This window comes from Streptomyces sp. NPDC048211 (assembly GCF_043202315.1).
GTDB lineage: Bacteria > Actinomycetota > Actinomycetes > Streptomycetales > Streptomycetaceae > Streptomyces.
In genome coordinates this window covers 938,353-953,291 of the sequence record NZ_JBIDAD010000002.1, presented here as the reverse complement: position 1 = coordinate 953,291, position 14,939 = coordinate 938,353, and the positions used below count along the sequence as shown (strand labels likewise).

The following is a 14,939-nucleotide window of genomic DNA, read 5'->3' as shown; positions in this document are numbered from 1 at the left end:
GCGGCGCGCCGCGGAGCGGTGGGCGGCGCTCAGCAGCCGTCGTAGCCGGCGGTCGGCATGGAGAGCCTGCGGTGCACGCCTGCTTTCGTACGGGAGCTGTACTGCGGTTCGTCGAGACCGGCGATCTCCAGGCGGACGCCGCGCCGCTCGCACTCCGCGGCGAACTGCGGAACCGAGGCGATGGCGCGGGCGAGGACCCGGTCGGTGGGGGCGACGAAGAGTTCGGCCTCGCCGCCCTCGATGTCGGCCCAGAGCGCGTGGTGGTCGGGGCGCAGGCCGTACAGGCGCAGCTGGCGGGTGACGACGTAGCCCTGGTCGGCCGCCCAGCGGGCGCACATGGCGTGCTGGCTGCGGGTGTCCACGAGGAAGGGGTCGCTGTCGAGTTCCTCGAGCGGCGTGAGACTGGCGATGGCCGCCACCCGTACGTGCCCCATGGCCGTCTCCCCGTGTAGGCGTTCCCCGACCCTACCGGCCGGATTCGCGGACAAGAAGGCGCATGTCAGGGCGGGAAGGGGCGCTCGGGGGCGCCCGGAGTGCGCCGGGGGCCGCGGTGGGTGCCGTCCGCCCCGTAGGCTCTTCGGCAGGTCCTACGAGCAGGAGGCGGCACGTGCCGGTGGAGATCACCTGGTGGGGTCATGCCACCTGCACGATCGAGGACTCCGGGGTGCGGGTCCTGACGGACCCCCTTTTCGTACGGCGCTTCGCGCATCTGCGGCGGCGCCGCGGTGAGCTGCCGGGTCCGGCGGCCGCGGTCGCCGACGTCGTGCTGATCTCGCATCTGCACTCCGACCATCTGCATCTGCCGTCGCTGGCCCGTGTCGCCCCGGGTGCCCGGCTGGTCGTTCCGCTGGGTGCGGTCCGGGCGGTTCCGGGGCTCCGCCTGCTGCGCAGGGTGCGCGGGGTGCGGATCACCGAGGTGTCCGCGGGCGACGAGGTGCGTGTCGGCGGGGTGCTCATCCGGGCCGTGCCGGCGCTGCACGACGGGCGGCGTCTGCCGGTCGGCCCGCACCGCTCCCCCGCGCTCGGATACGTCGTGGAGGGCGAGGCCCGCACGTATTTCGCCGGGGACACCGGGCTCTTCGACGACATGGCTCAGGCGGTGGGTCCGGTGGACGTGGCCCTGCTGCCGGTCGGCGGCTGGGGGCCGTATCTGGGTCACAGCCATCTCGACGCGGCGCGCGCGGCCGAGGCACTGGTCCGGATCGGGCCGCGGGCCGCCGTGCCGGTGCACTACGGCACGTACTGGCCGATCGGGATGGACGGGATCCGGCCCCACGAGTTCCACTCGCCGGGTGACGAGTTCGTCCGCCAGGCCGCGATGCGGGCGCCGCAGGTGGCGGTGCACCGGCTGGAGCACGGCGGGCACGTGCGGCCGGGAGCCGCCGGGTGATACTCGACCTTCTCGGAAGGGCCGCGCAGCTGCCACCGGAGTCGACACAGCAGGCGGTCGGCTATCCCTCCCTGTTCCTGCTGGTGGCGCTGGGTGCCCTCGTGCCGGTGGTGCCGACGGGTGCGCTGGTGAGCTCGGCGGCGGTGGTGGCGTTCCATCAGTCGTCCCCGTTCGCGCTGCTGATCGTCTTCGTGGTGGCGTCGTCCGCGGCGTTCCTCGGGGACATCTGCCTGTACTGGCTGGGGCAGCGCGGGGTGCGGTCGAAGAACGGTTCCAAGTGGCTGCGGGCGATCAGCGACCGGGCCGCGCCGGAGCGGCTCGCGCAGGCGCAGCAGAAGCTCGACGAGCACGGGGCGATGGTGCTGGTGCTGTCCCGGCTGGTGCCGGCGGGGCGCATCCCGGTGATGCTGGCGTGTCTGCTGGGCCGGATGCCGCTCAGGCGGTTCGCCCGGGGCGATGTGCCGGCGTGTCTGGCGTGGGCGGCCACGTATCAGCTGATCGGGATCCTCGGCGGCTCGCTGTTCCCGGAGCCGTGGCAGGGCGTGGTGGCGGCGGTGGGCCTGACGCTGCTGATCAGCGGGGCGCCGGCGGTGTGGCGCCGGCTGCGCTCGCGGTCCGGCCAGTGAGCACCGGGGTCCGGGTCAGGGGCCGACGGTACGCGGTTCGCTCGTGGTGTCGAGGATGCGTGAGCCGCCGATCGGCAGGTCCCAGAGCCGCTCGCGTGGATGGCCGGCCCGCCGCCAGGCGGTGCGCAGCCGGGTGAGCGGTTCGAGTACGGGCTCCGCGGAGAGCAGGAAGGTCGCCCAGTGCATCGGCGCCATGGCGTGGGCGCCGAGATCCTCGTACGCCTGCACGGCCTCCTCCGGGTCGGCGTGCACATCGGCGAGCCACCAGCGCGGCTCGTACGCGCCGATCGGCAGCAGGGCGAGATCGATGCCGGGGTGGCGGCGGCCGATCTCCGTGAACCAGTGGCCGTATCCGGTGTCCCCGGCGAAGTAGATCCGCTGCCCGCGGCCGGGCCCGGCGGTGTCCTCGATCACCCAGCCGCCCCACAGCGAGCGGCAGGTGTCGGTGAGGGTGCGCTTGGACCAGTGGTGCGAGGGCACGAAGTCGAAGCGGACGCCGTCCAGTTGCGCCGATTCCCACCAGTCGAGTTCGGTGACGCAGGCGAAGCCGCGGCGCCGGCACCAGCGGCCCAGTCCGGCCGGTACGAACAGCGGGGTGTGCCGGGGCAGCCGGCGCAGGGTGGGTGCGTCGAGGTGGTCGTAGTGGTTGTGGCTGATGACGACGGCGTCGACGGCCGGCAGGTCCTCCCAGCGGACGCCGACGGGGGTGATCCGGGCCGGGGTGCCGAGGATGCGGCGGGACCAGACGGGGTCGGCGAGCACGGTCAGTCCGCCGGTGCGGATGATCCAGCTGGCGTGCCCGGCCCAGGTGACGCAGGTGGTCCCGGCGGGGGCGGCGGGGAGCGGCTCGGGGGCGTACGGCAGCCGGTGGATGCCGCGCAGTCCCTCGGCGTTGGGCCGGATGGCGTGCTCACGGGCCAGCCGGGACACGCCGGTGACACCGGGGAGGGGCGCGGTGAGCCGGTCCGCGAAGCCGGCCGGCCAGGAACGCACCTCTCCGAGGGGCCGCGGGGTCATCACCTCGCCGCGGCACACCGGGCGCGTCTCCCGGGCGAGGGAGCGCTCTGTCCGTTCCGTCATCGGGGGGCTCCCGTCTCGGAGGGCGCCGGCGCGGTGCGTCAGCGGAGTTCGTCGAGGGCTGCTCGCAACATGCTCAGGGCTGCCGCGACATGCGGCAATTCGAGGGGCTCGGCAGCCGTGAGGGACTCCGTCTGCTGCTGCGGGGTCGCCCCGAGCAGCGATCCGGTGCCCAGCCGCACCCGCAGCGCGCCCAGTTCGTCGCCGAAGCGGTGGCCGCCGGGGACCGGTGCGCCGAGCCGGTCCGTCAGGTACTCCTCCAGCTCCAGCGAGTCCGTGACCCCGCGGGCGGCGAGCCGGGAGCGGAGCGGGCCGAGGTCCGCGTACAGGTGACGGCCCGCCTGAGGGGGGCGGGCCAGGGCGCCGGAGGCGAGTACCGTCCGGTGGGCCGCGGCGGCGATCCGCGCCTGCATCGCGGCGGCCCGGCGGACCCGCTCGGTGACGGCGTCCGGTTCGCGCAGGGCATGGGCGGCCGCCGCCGCGACCGGGCCCGCGACGAGCGCGCCGAGCGCGGTGAGGATGTCGAGCGTACGGGCGTGGCGCACCGCCGAGCGCTCGGTGTCCGGGAAGCGGGCGACGGCGACCGGCCAGGCCGACGGGGTCAGCGCGCCCGCCAGGTCGGAGACGACCGTCACGTCGTCGGGGCACATCTCGGCCGGGCTGAGCAGCACCGTGTCGTGCGGCCGGTGCAGGGTGTCGCGCCACGTCTCGTCGCTGACGATGTGCAGCCCTTCGGCGACGGCCGCCTCGCACGCCTCACGCACCAGTTCCGGTGGGGCGACCGTGGCGGTGGGGTCGTCCACCACCGAGATGAGCAGCAGCCGCGGCCTGCCTCCCTCGGCGCGCACCCTGCGCACGGTCTCCAGGAGTGCGTACGGGTCGGGCACACCGCCGCATTCGGCGGGGGTCGGGACCTGGTAGGCGGGCCTGCCCAGCAGCCGGGCCTGCGGGATCCAGGATGCGGGGCAGGGGCGGGGCATCAGTACGTCGCCGCCGTGCGCGGCGATCAGGGCGAGCACCAGCGGGGAGGTGCCCGGGGCGGCGGCGATGTGCTCGGGGCCGCCGTGCAGTCCGCGCCGGTCCCAGTAGGCGCGGGCGGCCTCGCGCAGGGCCGCCGAGCCGCCGGCCGGTTCGGGTTCGCCGTCGGCCGCGGCGGCCGCCAGCACCTCGGCCAGTTCGGGCAGGACCGGCAGTCCGGGGCCGGGCGCGGGCGGTCCGTACCGTACGGGCCCGCGGTCCTCCCGGACCCCGGGCGCGCCGCGCCCCTGACGTCCGGTCCGCTCCCGGCCCATCCGGGCCTCCTTCGCCGCCGCTCGCTCACTGGCTCTCCGGCCCCTTTATACGAGGGAATCGAGCGGGGCGCCTGCGCTGGGGACAAAGCCGTCCGGGGCGTCCTGCCACGGCCTCGGCAGGACGCCCGGCGGCACGGGAAACCGCATCGCACGGCGACAGCCCCATTGACACTCGCCCTGCCGCGTCATTACGGTCACGCCAGGATTTCGAACGAGTGACGAAATATCGAACAAGTCGAGGGGCAACTGCCGTGCGTATCACCGGAATCAGCACACATGTGGTCGGCACACCCTGGCGCAACCTCACCTATGTGCAGGTCCACACCGACGAGGGTCTCACCGGAGTGGGCGAGACCCGGATGCTCGGCCGCACCGATGCGCTCATCGGCTATCTGCGCGAGGCGGAGGCCAACCACATCGCCGGTTCGGACCCGTTCGCCGTCGAGGACCTGGTACGCCGGATGAAGTACGGCGACTACGGGCGGGCCGGCGAGATCGTGATGTCCGGCATCGCGGTCGTCGAGATGGCCTGCTGGGACATCAAGGGCAAGGCGCTCGGCGTCCCCGTCTGGCAGCTGCTGGGCGGGAAGGTGACCGACCGGGTCAAGGCGTACGCCAACGGCTGGTACACGACCGAGCGGACCCCGGAGGCGTACCACAAGGCCGCGTCGGCGGTCGTCGCGCGCGGCTACCGGGCGCTGAAGATCGACCCGTTCGGGACGGGCCACTTCGAGCTGGGCCAGGAGGAGACCCGGTACTCCGTGTCGCTCATCGAGGCGGTCCGGGACGCCATCGGCCCGGACACCGAGCTGATGCTGGAGATGCACGGCCGCTTCAGCCCCTCGACAGCGGTACGGATCGCCCACGAGATGGCCCCGTTCCGGCCGGCCTGGCTGGAGGAGCCGGTGCCGCCGGAGAACCTCAAGGCGCTCGCCAAGGTGGCGGGCAAGGTCGACGTCCCGATCGCGACGGGTGAGCGCATCCACGACCGCATCGAGTTCCGCGAACTCTTCGAGTCGCAGGCCGCCGACATCATCCAGCCGGACGTCGGTCACATCGGCGGCATCCTGGAGACCCGGAAGCTCGCCGCGACGGCCGAGACCCACTACACGCTGATCGCCCCGCACAACGTCGGCGGTTCGGTGCTGACGGCCGCCAGCCTCCAGGTCGCGGGCTGCACGCCCAACTTCAAGATCCTTGAGCACTTCAACGACTTCGCGGACGCCGACATCAAGAAGGTCGTACGCGGCGCCCCGCAGGTCGACCCGGAGACCGGCTGCTTCGAGCTGTCCGACGCCCCCGGTCTCGGCGTGGAGCTCGATGTGGACGCGGCCGCCGAGTTCCCGCAGCAGCAGGCCCGGTTCGACCTGTGGGCCGAGGGCTGGGAGAAGAGGCAGCCCAAGTGAGCGACGGACCCGCCCTCTCGCGGGCGATCACGATCGAGCGGCCCGGCGAGCACCGGCTGGCCTCCGGCCCGGTCCCGGAGCCCGGTCCCGGCGAGGTCCGGGTGCGGGTGGCGGCGGCCGGGATCTGCATGAGCGACCGGGAGGTGTACGACGGCCGTCGCGACCCGGGTTACGTGCGCTACCCGGTGGTGCCCGGTCACGAGTGGTCGGGCACCGTCGAAGCGGTGGGCCCGGGCGTCGATCCCGCCCTGACCGGCCGGCGCACGGTCGCCGAGGGCTTCCGTTCCTGCGGGAGCTGCGAGCGGTGCCGCGGCGGCGATACCTCGCTGTGCACCTCGGGGTACGACGAGACGGGCTTCACCCGGCCCGGGGCGTTCGCCGACCATGTCGTGCTGCCCGCACGGCTGTTGCACCTGCTGGCCGACGACGCGGACCTGCGCGCCGCGGCGCTGCTGGAACCCGCGGCGGTGGTCGCGGCGGCGGTGCGGGCCGGGTCGCCGGAGCCGGGCGAGCGGATCGCGGTCGTGGGCGCGGGCACGCTCGGACTGCTCGCGGTCCAGCTGCTGGCCGCGGTGTCGCCCGGGGAGCTGACGGTGATCGACCCGAGGGACGAACGGGCCCGCCAGGCGCTGCTCTTCGGGGCGAGCGAGGCCCTGGCGCCCAAGGAGGCCGCGGAGGTGCACGGCCGGTACGACCTGGTGGTGGAGACGGCCGGCGCATCGACCACCGCGGCCGACGCCTGCCTGCTCGCGCGGCGCGGCGGGCGGGCCGTCCTCACCGGGATGTTCGCGCCGGGGGCCGTCGGCATCGACCCGGTGCATCTGTCGGTGAGTCAGCTCACGGTGCGCAGCGTGTTCGGGGCGTCCTCCGCGTCCTGGTCGTACGCGGTGCGGGCGTTCACCACGGGGCTGCTCGATCCGGCGGCGCTGATCACGCACGAGTTCCCGCTGGAGCGGTTCGCGGATGCCGTGGCGCTGGTCGGGGGCGGCGACGCGGGGACGGGAAAGGTGCTGATGCGCCCCTGAGGGCTGTCCCGTCATCCCTGGCGGGCACCGGCGGTGTGTACACACCCTCGGCCCAGGCGGCACGGGCGGCACGACGCCCCCGCCGCCCCGCCCCGCCCGTCGCCCTTCTGCTCGAACCTCGTCCGACCCACCGAACACGAAAGGTCGCTCATGACCTCCGCATCCCCCGCCCCGTCCGGATCCCGTACCGGTCCCCGGCCCCCGGGTGAGCCCGCGCTCACCGCGCTCGGACTCGGCGCGCCCGCCGCAGACCCGGCCGACGCGTCCCCGCACTCCTTTCCCGACGGCGGCACCTGGCGGACCGAGATCCCGTCCGTGGAGGGCCCCGAGGCACTGTCCGTCGTACTGAAGGAGAGCGCACGGCTCGATGTCCCCGTGCACCGGATCAGCCAGGGCAGCGGCGTCTGGATGCTCAGCGACACCGAGATCACGGACATGGTCGAGGGCTGCGCAGAACGCGGCATCGAGCTCTGCCTGTTCACCGGTCCGCGCGGCAGCTGGGACACCGGGGCCTCGTTCCGCACCGATTCGGGCGGAGCCGGGCTGCGCGCCCGTGGCCACGACGCCCTGGCGGGCTGTGTCGAGGATGCCCTGCGCGCCTCCGCGCTCGGCGTGAAGTGCCTGCTGGTGGCGGACGAGGGAGTGCTCTGGACCCTGCACCGGCTGCGCGAGCAGGGCGTACTGCCGGCCGATACGACGTTCAAGGTGTCCGCCCTGGTCGGCCCCGTGAACCCCGCGTCCTTCGCGGTGTACGAACAGCTCGGGGCGGACTCGGTCAACATCCCGTCCGACCTGACGCTCGCTCACTTCACGGAGATCCGGCGCGCTTCGGCCGCTCCGATGGACCTGTACATCGAGGCCCCGGACGACCTCGGCGGGTACGTACGGATGTACGAGGCGGCCGAGCTGATCAGGCGCGGCGCCCCGCTCTACCTCAAGTTCGGCCTGTCCAAGGCGCCCGGCATCTACCCGTACGGCGCCCATCTGCGCGATACCGCCCTGGACACGGCGCGTGAGCGGGTCCGTCGCGGCCGGCTGGTCCTGGATCTGCTGGCCCGGCACGGCGCCGACGGGAACATGTCGCCGCTGGGCTCCCGGCTGCCGGGTCCCCTGCGGCGCTTCCCGGCGCGGTGAACCGCCCCTGGGCGGGTCCGTGACCCGGTCCCGCCCAGCTCCTTCCCCGTCTCAGCCCGCGAAGGCCGTACCGGGCATGCCCAGCCCGGCGTCCGGCAGGACCAGCAGCGAGCCCGAGAGCGGGTGCGGCGCCCGGAGGCCGGTGCGGGCGGTGGAGATGTAGAGGTCGCGCAGGTCCCGGCCCCCGAAGGCGCAGGCCGTGGGCCGTCGTACCGGCAGCTCGACGACGCGGTCCAGCCTGCCGTCGGCCGTGTAGCGGCGCACCGCGGCGCCGTCCCACAGGGCGACCCAGACGGCCCCCTCGGCGTCGACCGTGAGGCCGTCGGGGTAGCCCGCGCCCTCCTCGACGGTCGCGAACGGCCTTCGGCCGGCGACCTGTTCGCCGTCCACGTCGAAGACGTCGATCCGGCGGGTCGGCGTGTCGATGTAGTACATCAGCCTGCCGTCCGGGCTCCAGCCGGTGCCGTTGCTGCAGGCCACCAGCGGCAGCACCCGGGTGACCGTGCCGTCGGGGGCGATACGGCCGAGGCTGCCGCCGACCTCCGACTCGTCGTAGCGCATGGTGCCCGCCCACAGCGCACCGTCCGGCGCCACCGCGGCATCGTTGCCGCGCCGGCCCGGCTCGGCGTCGTGCACGAGCCAGCTGAAGGCACCGTCCGCGTCATAGAGGCCGATGCCGTCGCGCAGATTGACGACGAGGCCGCCACCGGCCCGCGGCTTGGCCGCGCCGACATGCTGCTCGGTGGCCATGACGGTCCGCCGGCCGTCGGCCGGATCGAAGGTGTGGACGCGGGCGGAGAGGATGTCGACCCAGATCAGCCGCCCGGCGGCCGGGTCCCAGGTCGGGCCCTCCCCGAGTGCGGCGTGCTCCCGTACGGCGACGTCGAGGCGCGGGCGGCTCACATCTCCCTCCGGTGGTGGCCGAGGCGACCGGAGAGCGCGTCGGCGCCTTCGGCCGCGAGGGCGGCCAGCTCCGCCTCGCGCTCCTCGCTCCAGCGGCTCATGGGGACGGAGACGGACAGCGCGGCGACGACCCGGCCCGACCGGTCCCGTACGGGCGCCGCGACGCAGCTCACGTCGGGGTTGGACTCCCGGTGCTCCACCGCGATGCCGCGCTCCCGCACGACGGCCAGGGCGGCTCGCAGCTCCCCTTCGTCGGTGATGCTGTCGGGGGTCATCCCGGTCAGTTCGAGGCCGTCGAGGCGGGCGTCGAGCTCCCGGCCGGGAAGGGCCGCGAGCAGCATCTTGCCGACCGACGTGCAGTGCGCGGGCAGTTTCCGGCCGGCCGCCGACACCATCCGGACCGCGTGGGTGGAGTCCACCTTGGCGATGTAGATGACGTCGGTCCCCTCCAGGATCGCCACATGCACGGTCTCCCCGCAGGTCTCCGCGACCTGCCGGGCCACCTGCTGGCCCTCGGCGGCGAGGTCGAGCTGCTCGGCGTACCGGCTGCCGAGCTGGTACGTCCGGACACCGAGGCGGTAGCGGCCGGGCTGGTCGGGGATCGTCACGAGGTACGAACGGGCGGCGAGCGTGGTCAGCAGCTCATGGACGGTGGTGCGCGGCAGCTGGAGCTTGCGGGTCACCTCGGGCGCGGAGAGCGTACCGTCGCCGTGGAGGAAGAGTTCCAGTACGTCCAGCGCCCGGGTCACCGCAGGGACGAGTCGCCCCATGGTCGTGCACCACCCTCTCGTGTTCGACATTCCGGCCAGTGACCGGCATCACGAACACAGGCTAAGCGTGGCGCACTTGCGGGGCAATGACGAGGTGATGTGCGGCACTCGACAACCGAATCGATACGTTCCTTTTCTCCCGGTATGCGAGCGAATGACATGGGGGCGATGCCACCCTGCGCCCCCTTCGCCCGGGCTTGTGGACACGGTCCGGGCGCGCCTGCCGGTTCGGCGGGGACGGGCAGGGTATTCGCTGTTCCATGTCTTCACCGAACTTCTCTTCACATCTGCCGCGACCCGACGGGCTGCGGAGCGTCCTGCACCGCAGCGATCTGGCCGTGTTCCAGAACCTGGCCCGGCGGCACTGGCCCGCGGCCGGGCCCGTGCTGCCGCGGCTCAGCCGCAGCGCTAATCACGGGCTGCTGTGGGTCGGCGCGGCAGCGGGCATCGCGGCGTTCGGCGGCAGCGCCCGGGCCCGCCGGGCCGCGCTGCGCGGGATCGCCTCGCTGGCGGTGGCCTCGGCGGCGATCAACACGGTCGGCAAGGGCGCGGTCCGCCGCGAGCGGCCGATACTGGACGCCGTGCCGGTGATACGGCAGCTCAAGCGTCAGCCGGTCACCACGTCCTTCCCTTCGGGGCACGCCGCTTCGGCTGCCGCGTTCGCCACCGGGGTGGCGCTCGAATCGAAGGGCTGGGGGGCGGTCGTCGCGCCCGTCGCCCTGTCGGTGGCCGCCTCCCGCATCTACACCGGAGTCCACTACCCGAGCGATGTGGTGGCCGGTGCCGCGCTCGGCATAGGGGCGGCATTCGCACTGCGGGGCATCGTGCCGACCCGGGGGCAGCTGCCCGCGCCGGGCAGGCCGCCCGCCGACGCGCCCGCCCTGCCGGACGGCCAGGACCTGGTCGTCGTCGTCAACCAGGAGTCGGGGACGGCGACGGCCACGGCGTCGCTGGTCCGGGACGCCCTGCCGAACGCCGAAGTGGTGGAGTGCCCCCCGGCCGAGCTCTCGGCCGAGCTGGAGAAGGCGGCGGGCCGCGGCCGGGCGCTGGGGGTGTGCGGGGGCGACGGCACGGTCAACCAGGCGGCGGCGGTGGCCGCCGTGCACGGTCTGCCGCTGGCCGTGTTCCCCGGCGGGACGCTGAACCACTTCGCGTACGACCTGGGCATCGAGACCGTGGCCGACGCCTGCGCCGCGCTCGCCTCGGGAAGTGCGGTCCGGGCCGACCTGGGCCGCTTCCGGCCCGGACCGGACGGCCCCGGGGGCGCCCACGGCTACTTCGTCAATGCCTTCAGCCTGGGCGTCTACCCGGAGCTGGTGCGGACCCGTGAGCGCTGGGCCCCGCGGATCGGCGGCTGGCCCGCCGGTGTCCTCGCGGCCTTCGAGGCGCTGCGCGGGGAACGTCCGCTGGAAGCCGAACTGCAGGGCCGCCGACGGCCCCTGTGGCTGCTGTTCGTCGGCAACGGACTGTTCCAGCGGGTCGGTCCGGCACCCGGCCGCCGGCACAACCTCGCCGACGGACTGCTGGACGTACGCGTCGTGCACGGGGGCCGGACGCCCGCCCTGAGGCTCCTGGCGGCCGCCGTCGCCGGCCCGCTGACCCGCTCCCCCATCCACGCCGCCGTCCGACGCAGGCGCATCCGCGTCTCCGGCCTGAAGCCCGGCACCCCCTATGCCTACGACGGTGAAGTGGCGCACAGTCAGGGCGACCTGATGATCGACAAACTGCCGGAGGCGCTGACGGTCTACTGCCCGAGACCGGCGTGAAACCGGCGGGACCAGGATGAGCGAAGAGGCGGCCGACACCGAGTCGGCCGCCTTTCGCGTGCGGTCGCGCCCCACGACGCCTGTCCACATAGCAAGATATCCATCTCATTATTCGGCATCAGGGCATACGGTGGCCGTACCGATCAGAGCTTTGCGGCTCGCGTTTCGCGGTTCGCGTTCGAGAGAGGATGCACGGTCATGCCGAAGGAGACCGCCGTCTACACCCACGGCCACCACGAGTCGGTGCTGCGCTCGCACCGCTGGCGCACCGCCGCCAATTCCGCGGCCTACCTCATCGGTGAACTCCGCCCCGGCATGAGCGTGCTGGACGTCGGCTGCGGGCCCGGCACCATCACCGCGGACCTGGCCGCCCTCGTCGCTCCGGGTCGTGTGACGGCCGTCGACACCACCCGGGAGATCCTCGGCCAGGCAGCCGACGCGGCGTCCGAACGAGGCCTGGAAAACGTCGAGTTCGCCGTGGCCGATGTCCACGCCCTGGACTTCCCCGACGACTCGTTCGACGTGGTCCACGCCCACCAGGTGCTCCAGCACGTCGGCGACCCGGTGCAGGCGCTGCGCGAGATGCGGCGGGTGTGCCGCCCCGGCGGCATCGTCGCGGCCCGCGACAGCGACTACGCGGCCATGAGCTGGTTCCCCGAGTCACCGGTGATGGACGCCTGGCAGCAGTTGTACGGCCGGGTGGCGCGGGCCAACGGGGGCGAGCCGGACGCGGGCCGCCGGCTCCTCTCCTGGGCGCGCGAGGCGGGCTTCGGCGACATCACGCCGACGGCCGCCTCCTGGTGTTTCGCCACGCCGGAGAGCCGGGACTGGTGGAGCGGCCTGTGGGCGGACCGAACCGTCGGCTCGGTCTACGCGAAGCTGGCGGTCGACGGCGGCCACGCGACGCCCGGCGAGCTCACCGCGATCGCCGAGGCCTGGCGCACCTGGGGCGAACAGGGCGACGGCTGGTTCATGGTCCCGCACGGCGAGATCCTCTGCCGGGCCTGATCCCCGGGGGCCGGCCCCAACCGGACGGGGCCGGCCGGGCCGCCGGGCCCGTCCGGCGGTCCCCGGCCGTTCGGTCCCCGTCACCCCGGCCTGCGGGTCGCGGGCCCCGGGCCGCCCGCCCTGTCCCCTCCGCCGAATCGATCACACGCCGCTGACCGGCCAACTACCCTGTTCGGCATGGAAATCCTGGGAACCACGCTGCGTATCTGCGTCGACGACCTGGAGGCCGCGGTGGCCTTCTACGAGGACCTGACGGCGAGTCCGGCGCAACGCTTCGAGCGCGGCGGGGTGTCCGTCGCCGCCATCAGCTGCTTTCTGCTGATGAGCGGCCCCGAGTCCGAGCTGGAGATCCTGCGCAAGGTGACGGCGACGATCGCCGTGAAGGACGTCGACGAGGCCCACGCCTCCCTGACCCGGGTCGGCGCCCGCGTCATCGCGGGCCCGGTACCCACCCCGGTCGGCCGCAATCTGATCGCGGTGCACCCGGACGGCTCGGTCTTCGAGTACGTCGACCGCAACCGGGCCGTCTGAGCGACCCGCCCCCGCGCCTCCGGCCGTCACCCCCGGGGCCGCATCCGGTAGTTGTACACGTCCGGCAGCGGTTCGTCGGTGAGTTCGGCCCACACCTCGTCCAGGATCTCCGCGCCCTCGCGCAGATCGGCGACCTCGAAGCCCGCGTCGAACAGGGCGCGGGCGGCCGCCCGGTCGCCCTCCGCGAGCAGGAGGCGCGCCTCCAGCAGGCGGAAACGGCCCCGGGGGCGGATGCCCGGCAGCAGGCCGTCCCAGACAGCGCGCGCCTCGGCGGTGCGGCCCGCCGTCAGCAGCGCCTCGATCGCCTCCCGGCCGAGGGCCGCCGTGGCCGCGGTCCAGGCCTCGCCGTCGTCGGGGCGCTGCGCGCACAGGTCGTCGAACGCCTCGGCGTAGTGGGATGCCGCCCGGTCCCGCTGGCCGCTCTCCTGGGCGGCGACGGCCAGGCAGCGGAGCAGCGGCCAGCGGGACGGGGCGAGTGCCAGTCCGCGCTCCCAGCTGCGGACCGCCTGGGCCCGGTCGTCGGCATGCCACTGGGCGACGCCGAGGTGGTACTCGGTGAGCGGCTCGGCGGAGGCCGTCTCCAGCATGTCGCGCCAGTGCGGGGAGACGAGACTGGGCCCGGGCGGGGCGACGCGGCGGGGTTCGGGAAAGGCACCCTGCTCCAGCAGTTCGATCCAGGGCTCCTGCTGTTCGCCGAGCGTCGACGCCGCGAACGGGGTGCCGGGCAGCTTGTACCCGCCGCGCCGCACCTCCAGGGCGCCCCATCCCGAGCCGGTGGCCAGGATCTCGCCCGGCTCCGTGTCGGCGCAGCCGCGCCACGCCTCGTACGCGGCGTCCACGTCGGCGCGCGGCAGCGCCTCGGCGAGCCGGCGCTCCGTCTCGGCACGGGCAGCTGCCCAGTCGCCGCCGTGCACCGTGGCGGGGTCGGCGGCCAGCGGCCCGTACGACTCCAGCCAGCTGAACTCGCCGCCGGGCTCCAGCGGCACATGCTCCAGCTGGGTGCGGGCGAGCCCCGCCTGGATCTCGGCGTAGCCGGTCGTGCCGGGCTCGGTGAGCCACTCCTGCCAGCGGCGGCCGCCGGGCCCGCTGCCCCAGAGGAAGAGCTTGCGGCCGCGCAGCAGGTCGGTGGAGGTCTGGACGAGGCCGTGGCCGTGCTCGTCGAGAGACGCGATCCAGCGGCGGGTGCCGTCGGGCACCTCGTAGAAGTAGTCCGCGGGAAAGTCGCTGCGCAGCGGGTACGTACGGTCGACGCCCCCGGTCTCGGGCATCGGGACCCGGGTCAGCGTCCGTTCGTAGCCGAAGTGCCAGGCCTCGTCGGCGGGGGCCAGTACCCGGGTCCGTTCGCCCTCGGGGACGGCGATGTTGGACCACCAGTAGACGGGTGCGGGGTGTTCGTGCGGGTTGCGTATCCGTACGCCGACATGGAGGAAGTCGGAGTCCTCCGGCAGCCACAGATCCACCTGGAACGGCAGGTCGCGCAGCCGCTCCCACTCCCAGAGCCGGACCATCTCGCCGCCGTCGGGTGCCGGGACACGGGCGGCGTGCACCGGGGCGCAGGACAGTGTGGTGTGGCCCGTGGCGCCGATGTTCCATTCGATGCCGCCGGAGAACCAGGCGCCGTTGAGCGCGAAGTCGGCGGGCTGCAGCACGGGGTTGGTGTAGACGAGGTCGCGGCCGCTCGGCTTGTGGAAGAGGGAGTGGATACGGCCGCCCAGCCCGGGGAGCACGGTGGCCCGCAGCCGGTCGTTCTCGATGACGATCGCGTCGAGGTCCATGGGCGTGCGCTCGCGTCCGTAGCCGTCGAGGATCCGTACGGGAAGCACAGTGGCCAGGGGCGCGTAGCCGAGCTGGCGGGCCATGTCGCGGGGCAGTCCCGCCCGGTCCCGGTCGTCGACGACATGCATCTCGTCGAGCGGCCGCAGCGCGGGCAGCGGGTTCTCCGGTCCCGTCGCCGCCGCGGGCAGGGTCAGTACGGTGCGTCGTACGGTGGTGGCCAAGGCAACCTCGCTCC

At 73.9% G+C, this 14,939-nt stretch carries 14 protein-coding genes; 8 read left to right on the top strand and 6 right to left on the bottom strand.

Features of this window, described 5'->3' with window-relative positions; genetic code table 11:
* Nucleotides 1–29 precede the first annotated feature (29 nt).
* Entirely contained in the window at nucleotides 30–434 is a 405-nt protein-coding gene (locus ACGFZA_RS11085; protein ID WP_385283307.1) for a hypothetical protein, read from the bottom strand.
* 173 nt (nucleotides 435–607) lie between these two features.
* Here ACGFZA_RS11085 and ACGFZA_RS11080 point away from each other — a divergent pair, with 173 nt between their 5' ends.
* Nucleotides 608–1,390 carry an MBL fold metallo-hydrolase gene (locus ACGFZA_RS11080; protein WP_385283304.1) on the top strand — a complete coding sequence of 261 codons (783 nt, stop codon included), beginning with the start codon at nucleotides 608–610 and terminating at the stop codon, nucleotides 1,388–1,390.
* The gene (locus tag ACGFZA_RS11075; RefSeq protein WP_385283412.1) at nucleotides 1,390–2,016 is read left to right on the top strand and encodes a DedA family protein; all 627 of its coding nucleotides are present in this window, start codon (nucleotides 1,390–1,392) and stop codon (nucleotides 2,014–2,016) included. The genes ACGFZA_RS11080 and ACGFZA_RS11075 overlap by 1 nt, the downstream gene beginning before the upstream one ends.
* A gap of 15 nt (nucleotides 2,017–2,031) precedes the next feature.
* On the opposite strand, the gene ACGFZA_RS11070 is transcribed toward ACGFZA_RS11075, so the two are convergent.
* Nucleotides 2,032–3,096 carry an MBL fold metallo-hydrolase gene (locus tag ACGFZA_RS11070; RefSeq protein ID WP_385283301.1) on the bottom strand — a complete coding sequence of 355 codons (1,065 nt, stop codon included), beginning with the start codon at nucleotides 3,094–3,096 and terminating at the stop codon, nucleotides 2,032–2,034.
* A gap of 38 nt (nucleotides 3,097–3,134) precedes the next feature.
* Complete coding sequence (locus ACGFZA_RS11065; RefSeq protein WP_393678694.1) at nucleotides 3,135–4,385, bottom strand: aminotransferase class I/II-fold pyridoxal phosphate-dependent enzyme; 1,251 nt, start codon at nucleotides 4,383–4,385, stop codon at nucleotides 3,135–3,137.
* A 251-nt stretch (nucleotides 4,386–4,636) separates the two neighbouring features.
* Here ACGFZA_RS11065 and ACGFZA_RS11060 point away from each other — a divergent pair, with 251 nt between their 5' ends.
* The 3 genes from ACGFZA_RS11060 (at nucleotide 4,637) to ACGFZA_RS11050 (ending at nucleotide 7,950) form a co-directional block, all read left to right on the top strand.
* The gene (locus ACGFZA_RS11060) at nucleotides 4,637–5,791 is read left to right on the top strand and encodes a mandelate racemase/muconate lactonizing enzyme family protein (protein ID WP_385283297.1); all 1,155 of its coding nucleotides are present in this window, start codon (nucleotides 4,637–4,639) and stop codon (nucleotides 5,789–5,791) included.
* Nucleotides 5,788–6,816, top strand: a complete 1,029-nt coding sequence (locus ACGFZA_RS11055; RefSeq protein WP_385283295.1) for a zinc-binding dehydrogenase — start codon at nucleotides 5,788–5,790, stop codon at nucleotides 6,814–6,816. Before ACGFZA_RS11060 ends, ACGFZA_RS11055 begins: the two co-directional genes overlap by 4 nt.
* Nucleotides 6,817–6,966: 150 nt before the next feature.
* Nucleotides 6,967–7,950 carry a hypothetical protein gene (locus ACGFZA_RS11050; RefSeq protein ID WP_393678693.1) on the top strand — a complete coding sequence of 328 codons (984 nt, stop codon included), beginning with the start codon at nucleotides 6,967–6,969 and terminating at the stop codon, nucleotides 7,948–7,950.
* Between the two features lie 51 nt (nucleotides 7,951–8,001).
* On the opposite strand, the gene ACGFZA_RS11045 is transcribed toward ACGFZA_RS11050, so the two are convergent.
* Together ACGFZA_RS11045 and ACGFZA_RS11040 are read right to left on the bottom strand one after the other, a co-directional pair.
* A complete protein-coding gene (locus ACGFZA_RS11045) occupies nucleotides 8,002–8,853 on the bottom strand; it encodes an SMP-30/gluconolactonase/LRE family protein (protein WP_393678692.1) in 852 nt (283 codons plus the stop codon).
* Nucleotides 8,850–9,623, bottom strand: a complete 774-nt coding sequence (locus tag ACGFZA_RS11040; protein ID WP_393678691.1) for an IclR family transcriptional regulator — start codon at nucleotides 9,621–9,623, stop codon at nucleotides 8,850–8,852. Before ACGFZA_RS11040 ends, ACGFZA_RS11045 begins: the two co-directional genes overlap by 4 nt.
* A 260-nt stretch (nucleotides 9,624–9,883) precedes the next feature.
* Here ACGFZA_RS11040 and ACGFZA_RS11035 point away from each other — a divergent pair, with 260 nt between their 5' ends.
* The 3 genes from ACGFZA_RS11035 (at nucleotide 9,884) to ACGFZA_RS11025 (ending at nucleotide 12,928) form a co-directional block, all read left to right on the top strand.
* A complete protein-coding gene (locus tag ACGFZA_RS11035) occupies nucleotides 9,884–11,389 on the top strand; it encodes a bifunctional phosphatase PAP2/diacylglycerol kinase family protein (protein ID WP_385283284.1) in 1,506 nt (501 codons plus the stop codon).
* 198 nt (nucleotides 11,390–11,587) lie between these two features.
* Entirely contained in the window at nucleotides 11,588–12,397 is an 810-nt protein-coding gene (locus tag ACGFZA_RS11030; protein WP_385283282.1) for a class I SAM-dependent methyltransferase, read from the top strand.
* 177 nt (nucleotides 12,398–12,574) lie between these two features.
* Nucleotides 12,575–12,928, top strand: coding sequence for a VOC family protein (locus ACGFZA_RS11025; protein ID WP_385283280.1), 354 nt, complete (start codon nucleotides 12,575–12,577; stop codon nucleotides 12,926–12,928).
* Nucleotides 12,929–12,954: 26 nt separating this feature from the next.
* Here ACGFZA_RS11025 and ACGFZA_RS11020 read toward each other — a convergent pair whose 3' ends face one another.
* The gene (locus ACGFZA_RS11020) at nucleotides 12,955–14,925 is read right to left on the bottom strand and encodes a DUF5107 domain-containing protein (protein WP_393678690.1); all 1,971 of its coding nucleotides are present in this window, start codon (nucleotides 14,923–14,925) and stop codon (nucleotides 12,955–12,957) included.
* Nucleotides 14,926–14,939 lie beyond the last annotated feature (14 nt).

Bases quoted from the DNA above. Each gene is read 5' to 3' on its own strand.
- ACGFZA_RS11040 (WP_393678691.1), bottom strand. From the start codon at position 9,623: ATGGGGCGACTCGTCCCTGCGGTGACCCGGGCGCTGGACGTACTGGAA.
- ACGFZA_RS11085 (WP_385283307.1), bottom strand. From the start codon at position 434: ATGGGGCACGTACGGGTGGCGGCCATCGCCAGTCTCACGCCGCTCGAG.
- ACGFZA_RS11065 (WP_393678694.1), bottom strand. From the start codon at position 4,385: ATGGGCCGGGAGCGGACCGGACGTCAGGGGCGCGGCGCGCCCGGGGTC.
- ACGFZA_RS11035 (WP_385283284.1), top strand. From the start codon at position 9,884: ATGTCTTCACCGAACTTCTCTTCACATCTGCCGCGACCCGACGGGCTG.
- ACGFZA_RS11070 (WP_385283301.1), bottom strand. From the start codon at position 3,096: ATGACGGAACGGACAGAGCGCTCCCTCGCCCGGGAGACGCGCCCGGTG.
- ACGFZA_RS11025 (WP_385283280.1), top strand. From the start codon at position 12,575: ATGGAAATCCTGGGAACCACGCTGCGTATCTGCGTCGACGACCTGGAG.
- ACGFZA_RS11030 (WP_385283282.1), top strand. From the start codon at position 11,588: ATGCCGAAGGAGACCGCCGTCTACACCCACGGCCACCACGAGTCGGTG.
- ACGFZA_RS11050 (WP_393678693.1), top strand. From the start codon at position 6,967: ATGACCTCCGCATCCCCCGCCCCGTCCGGATCCCGTACCGGTCCCCGG.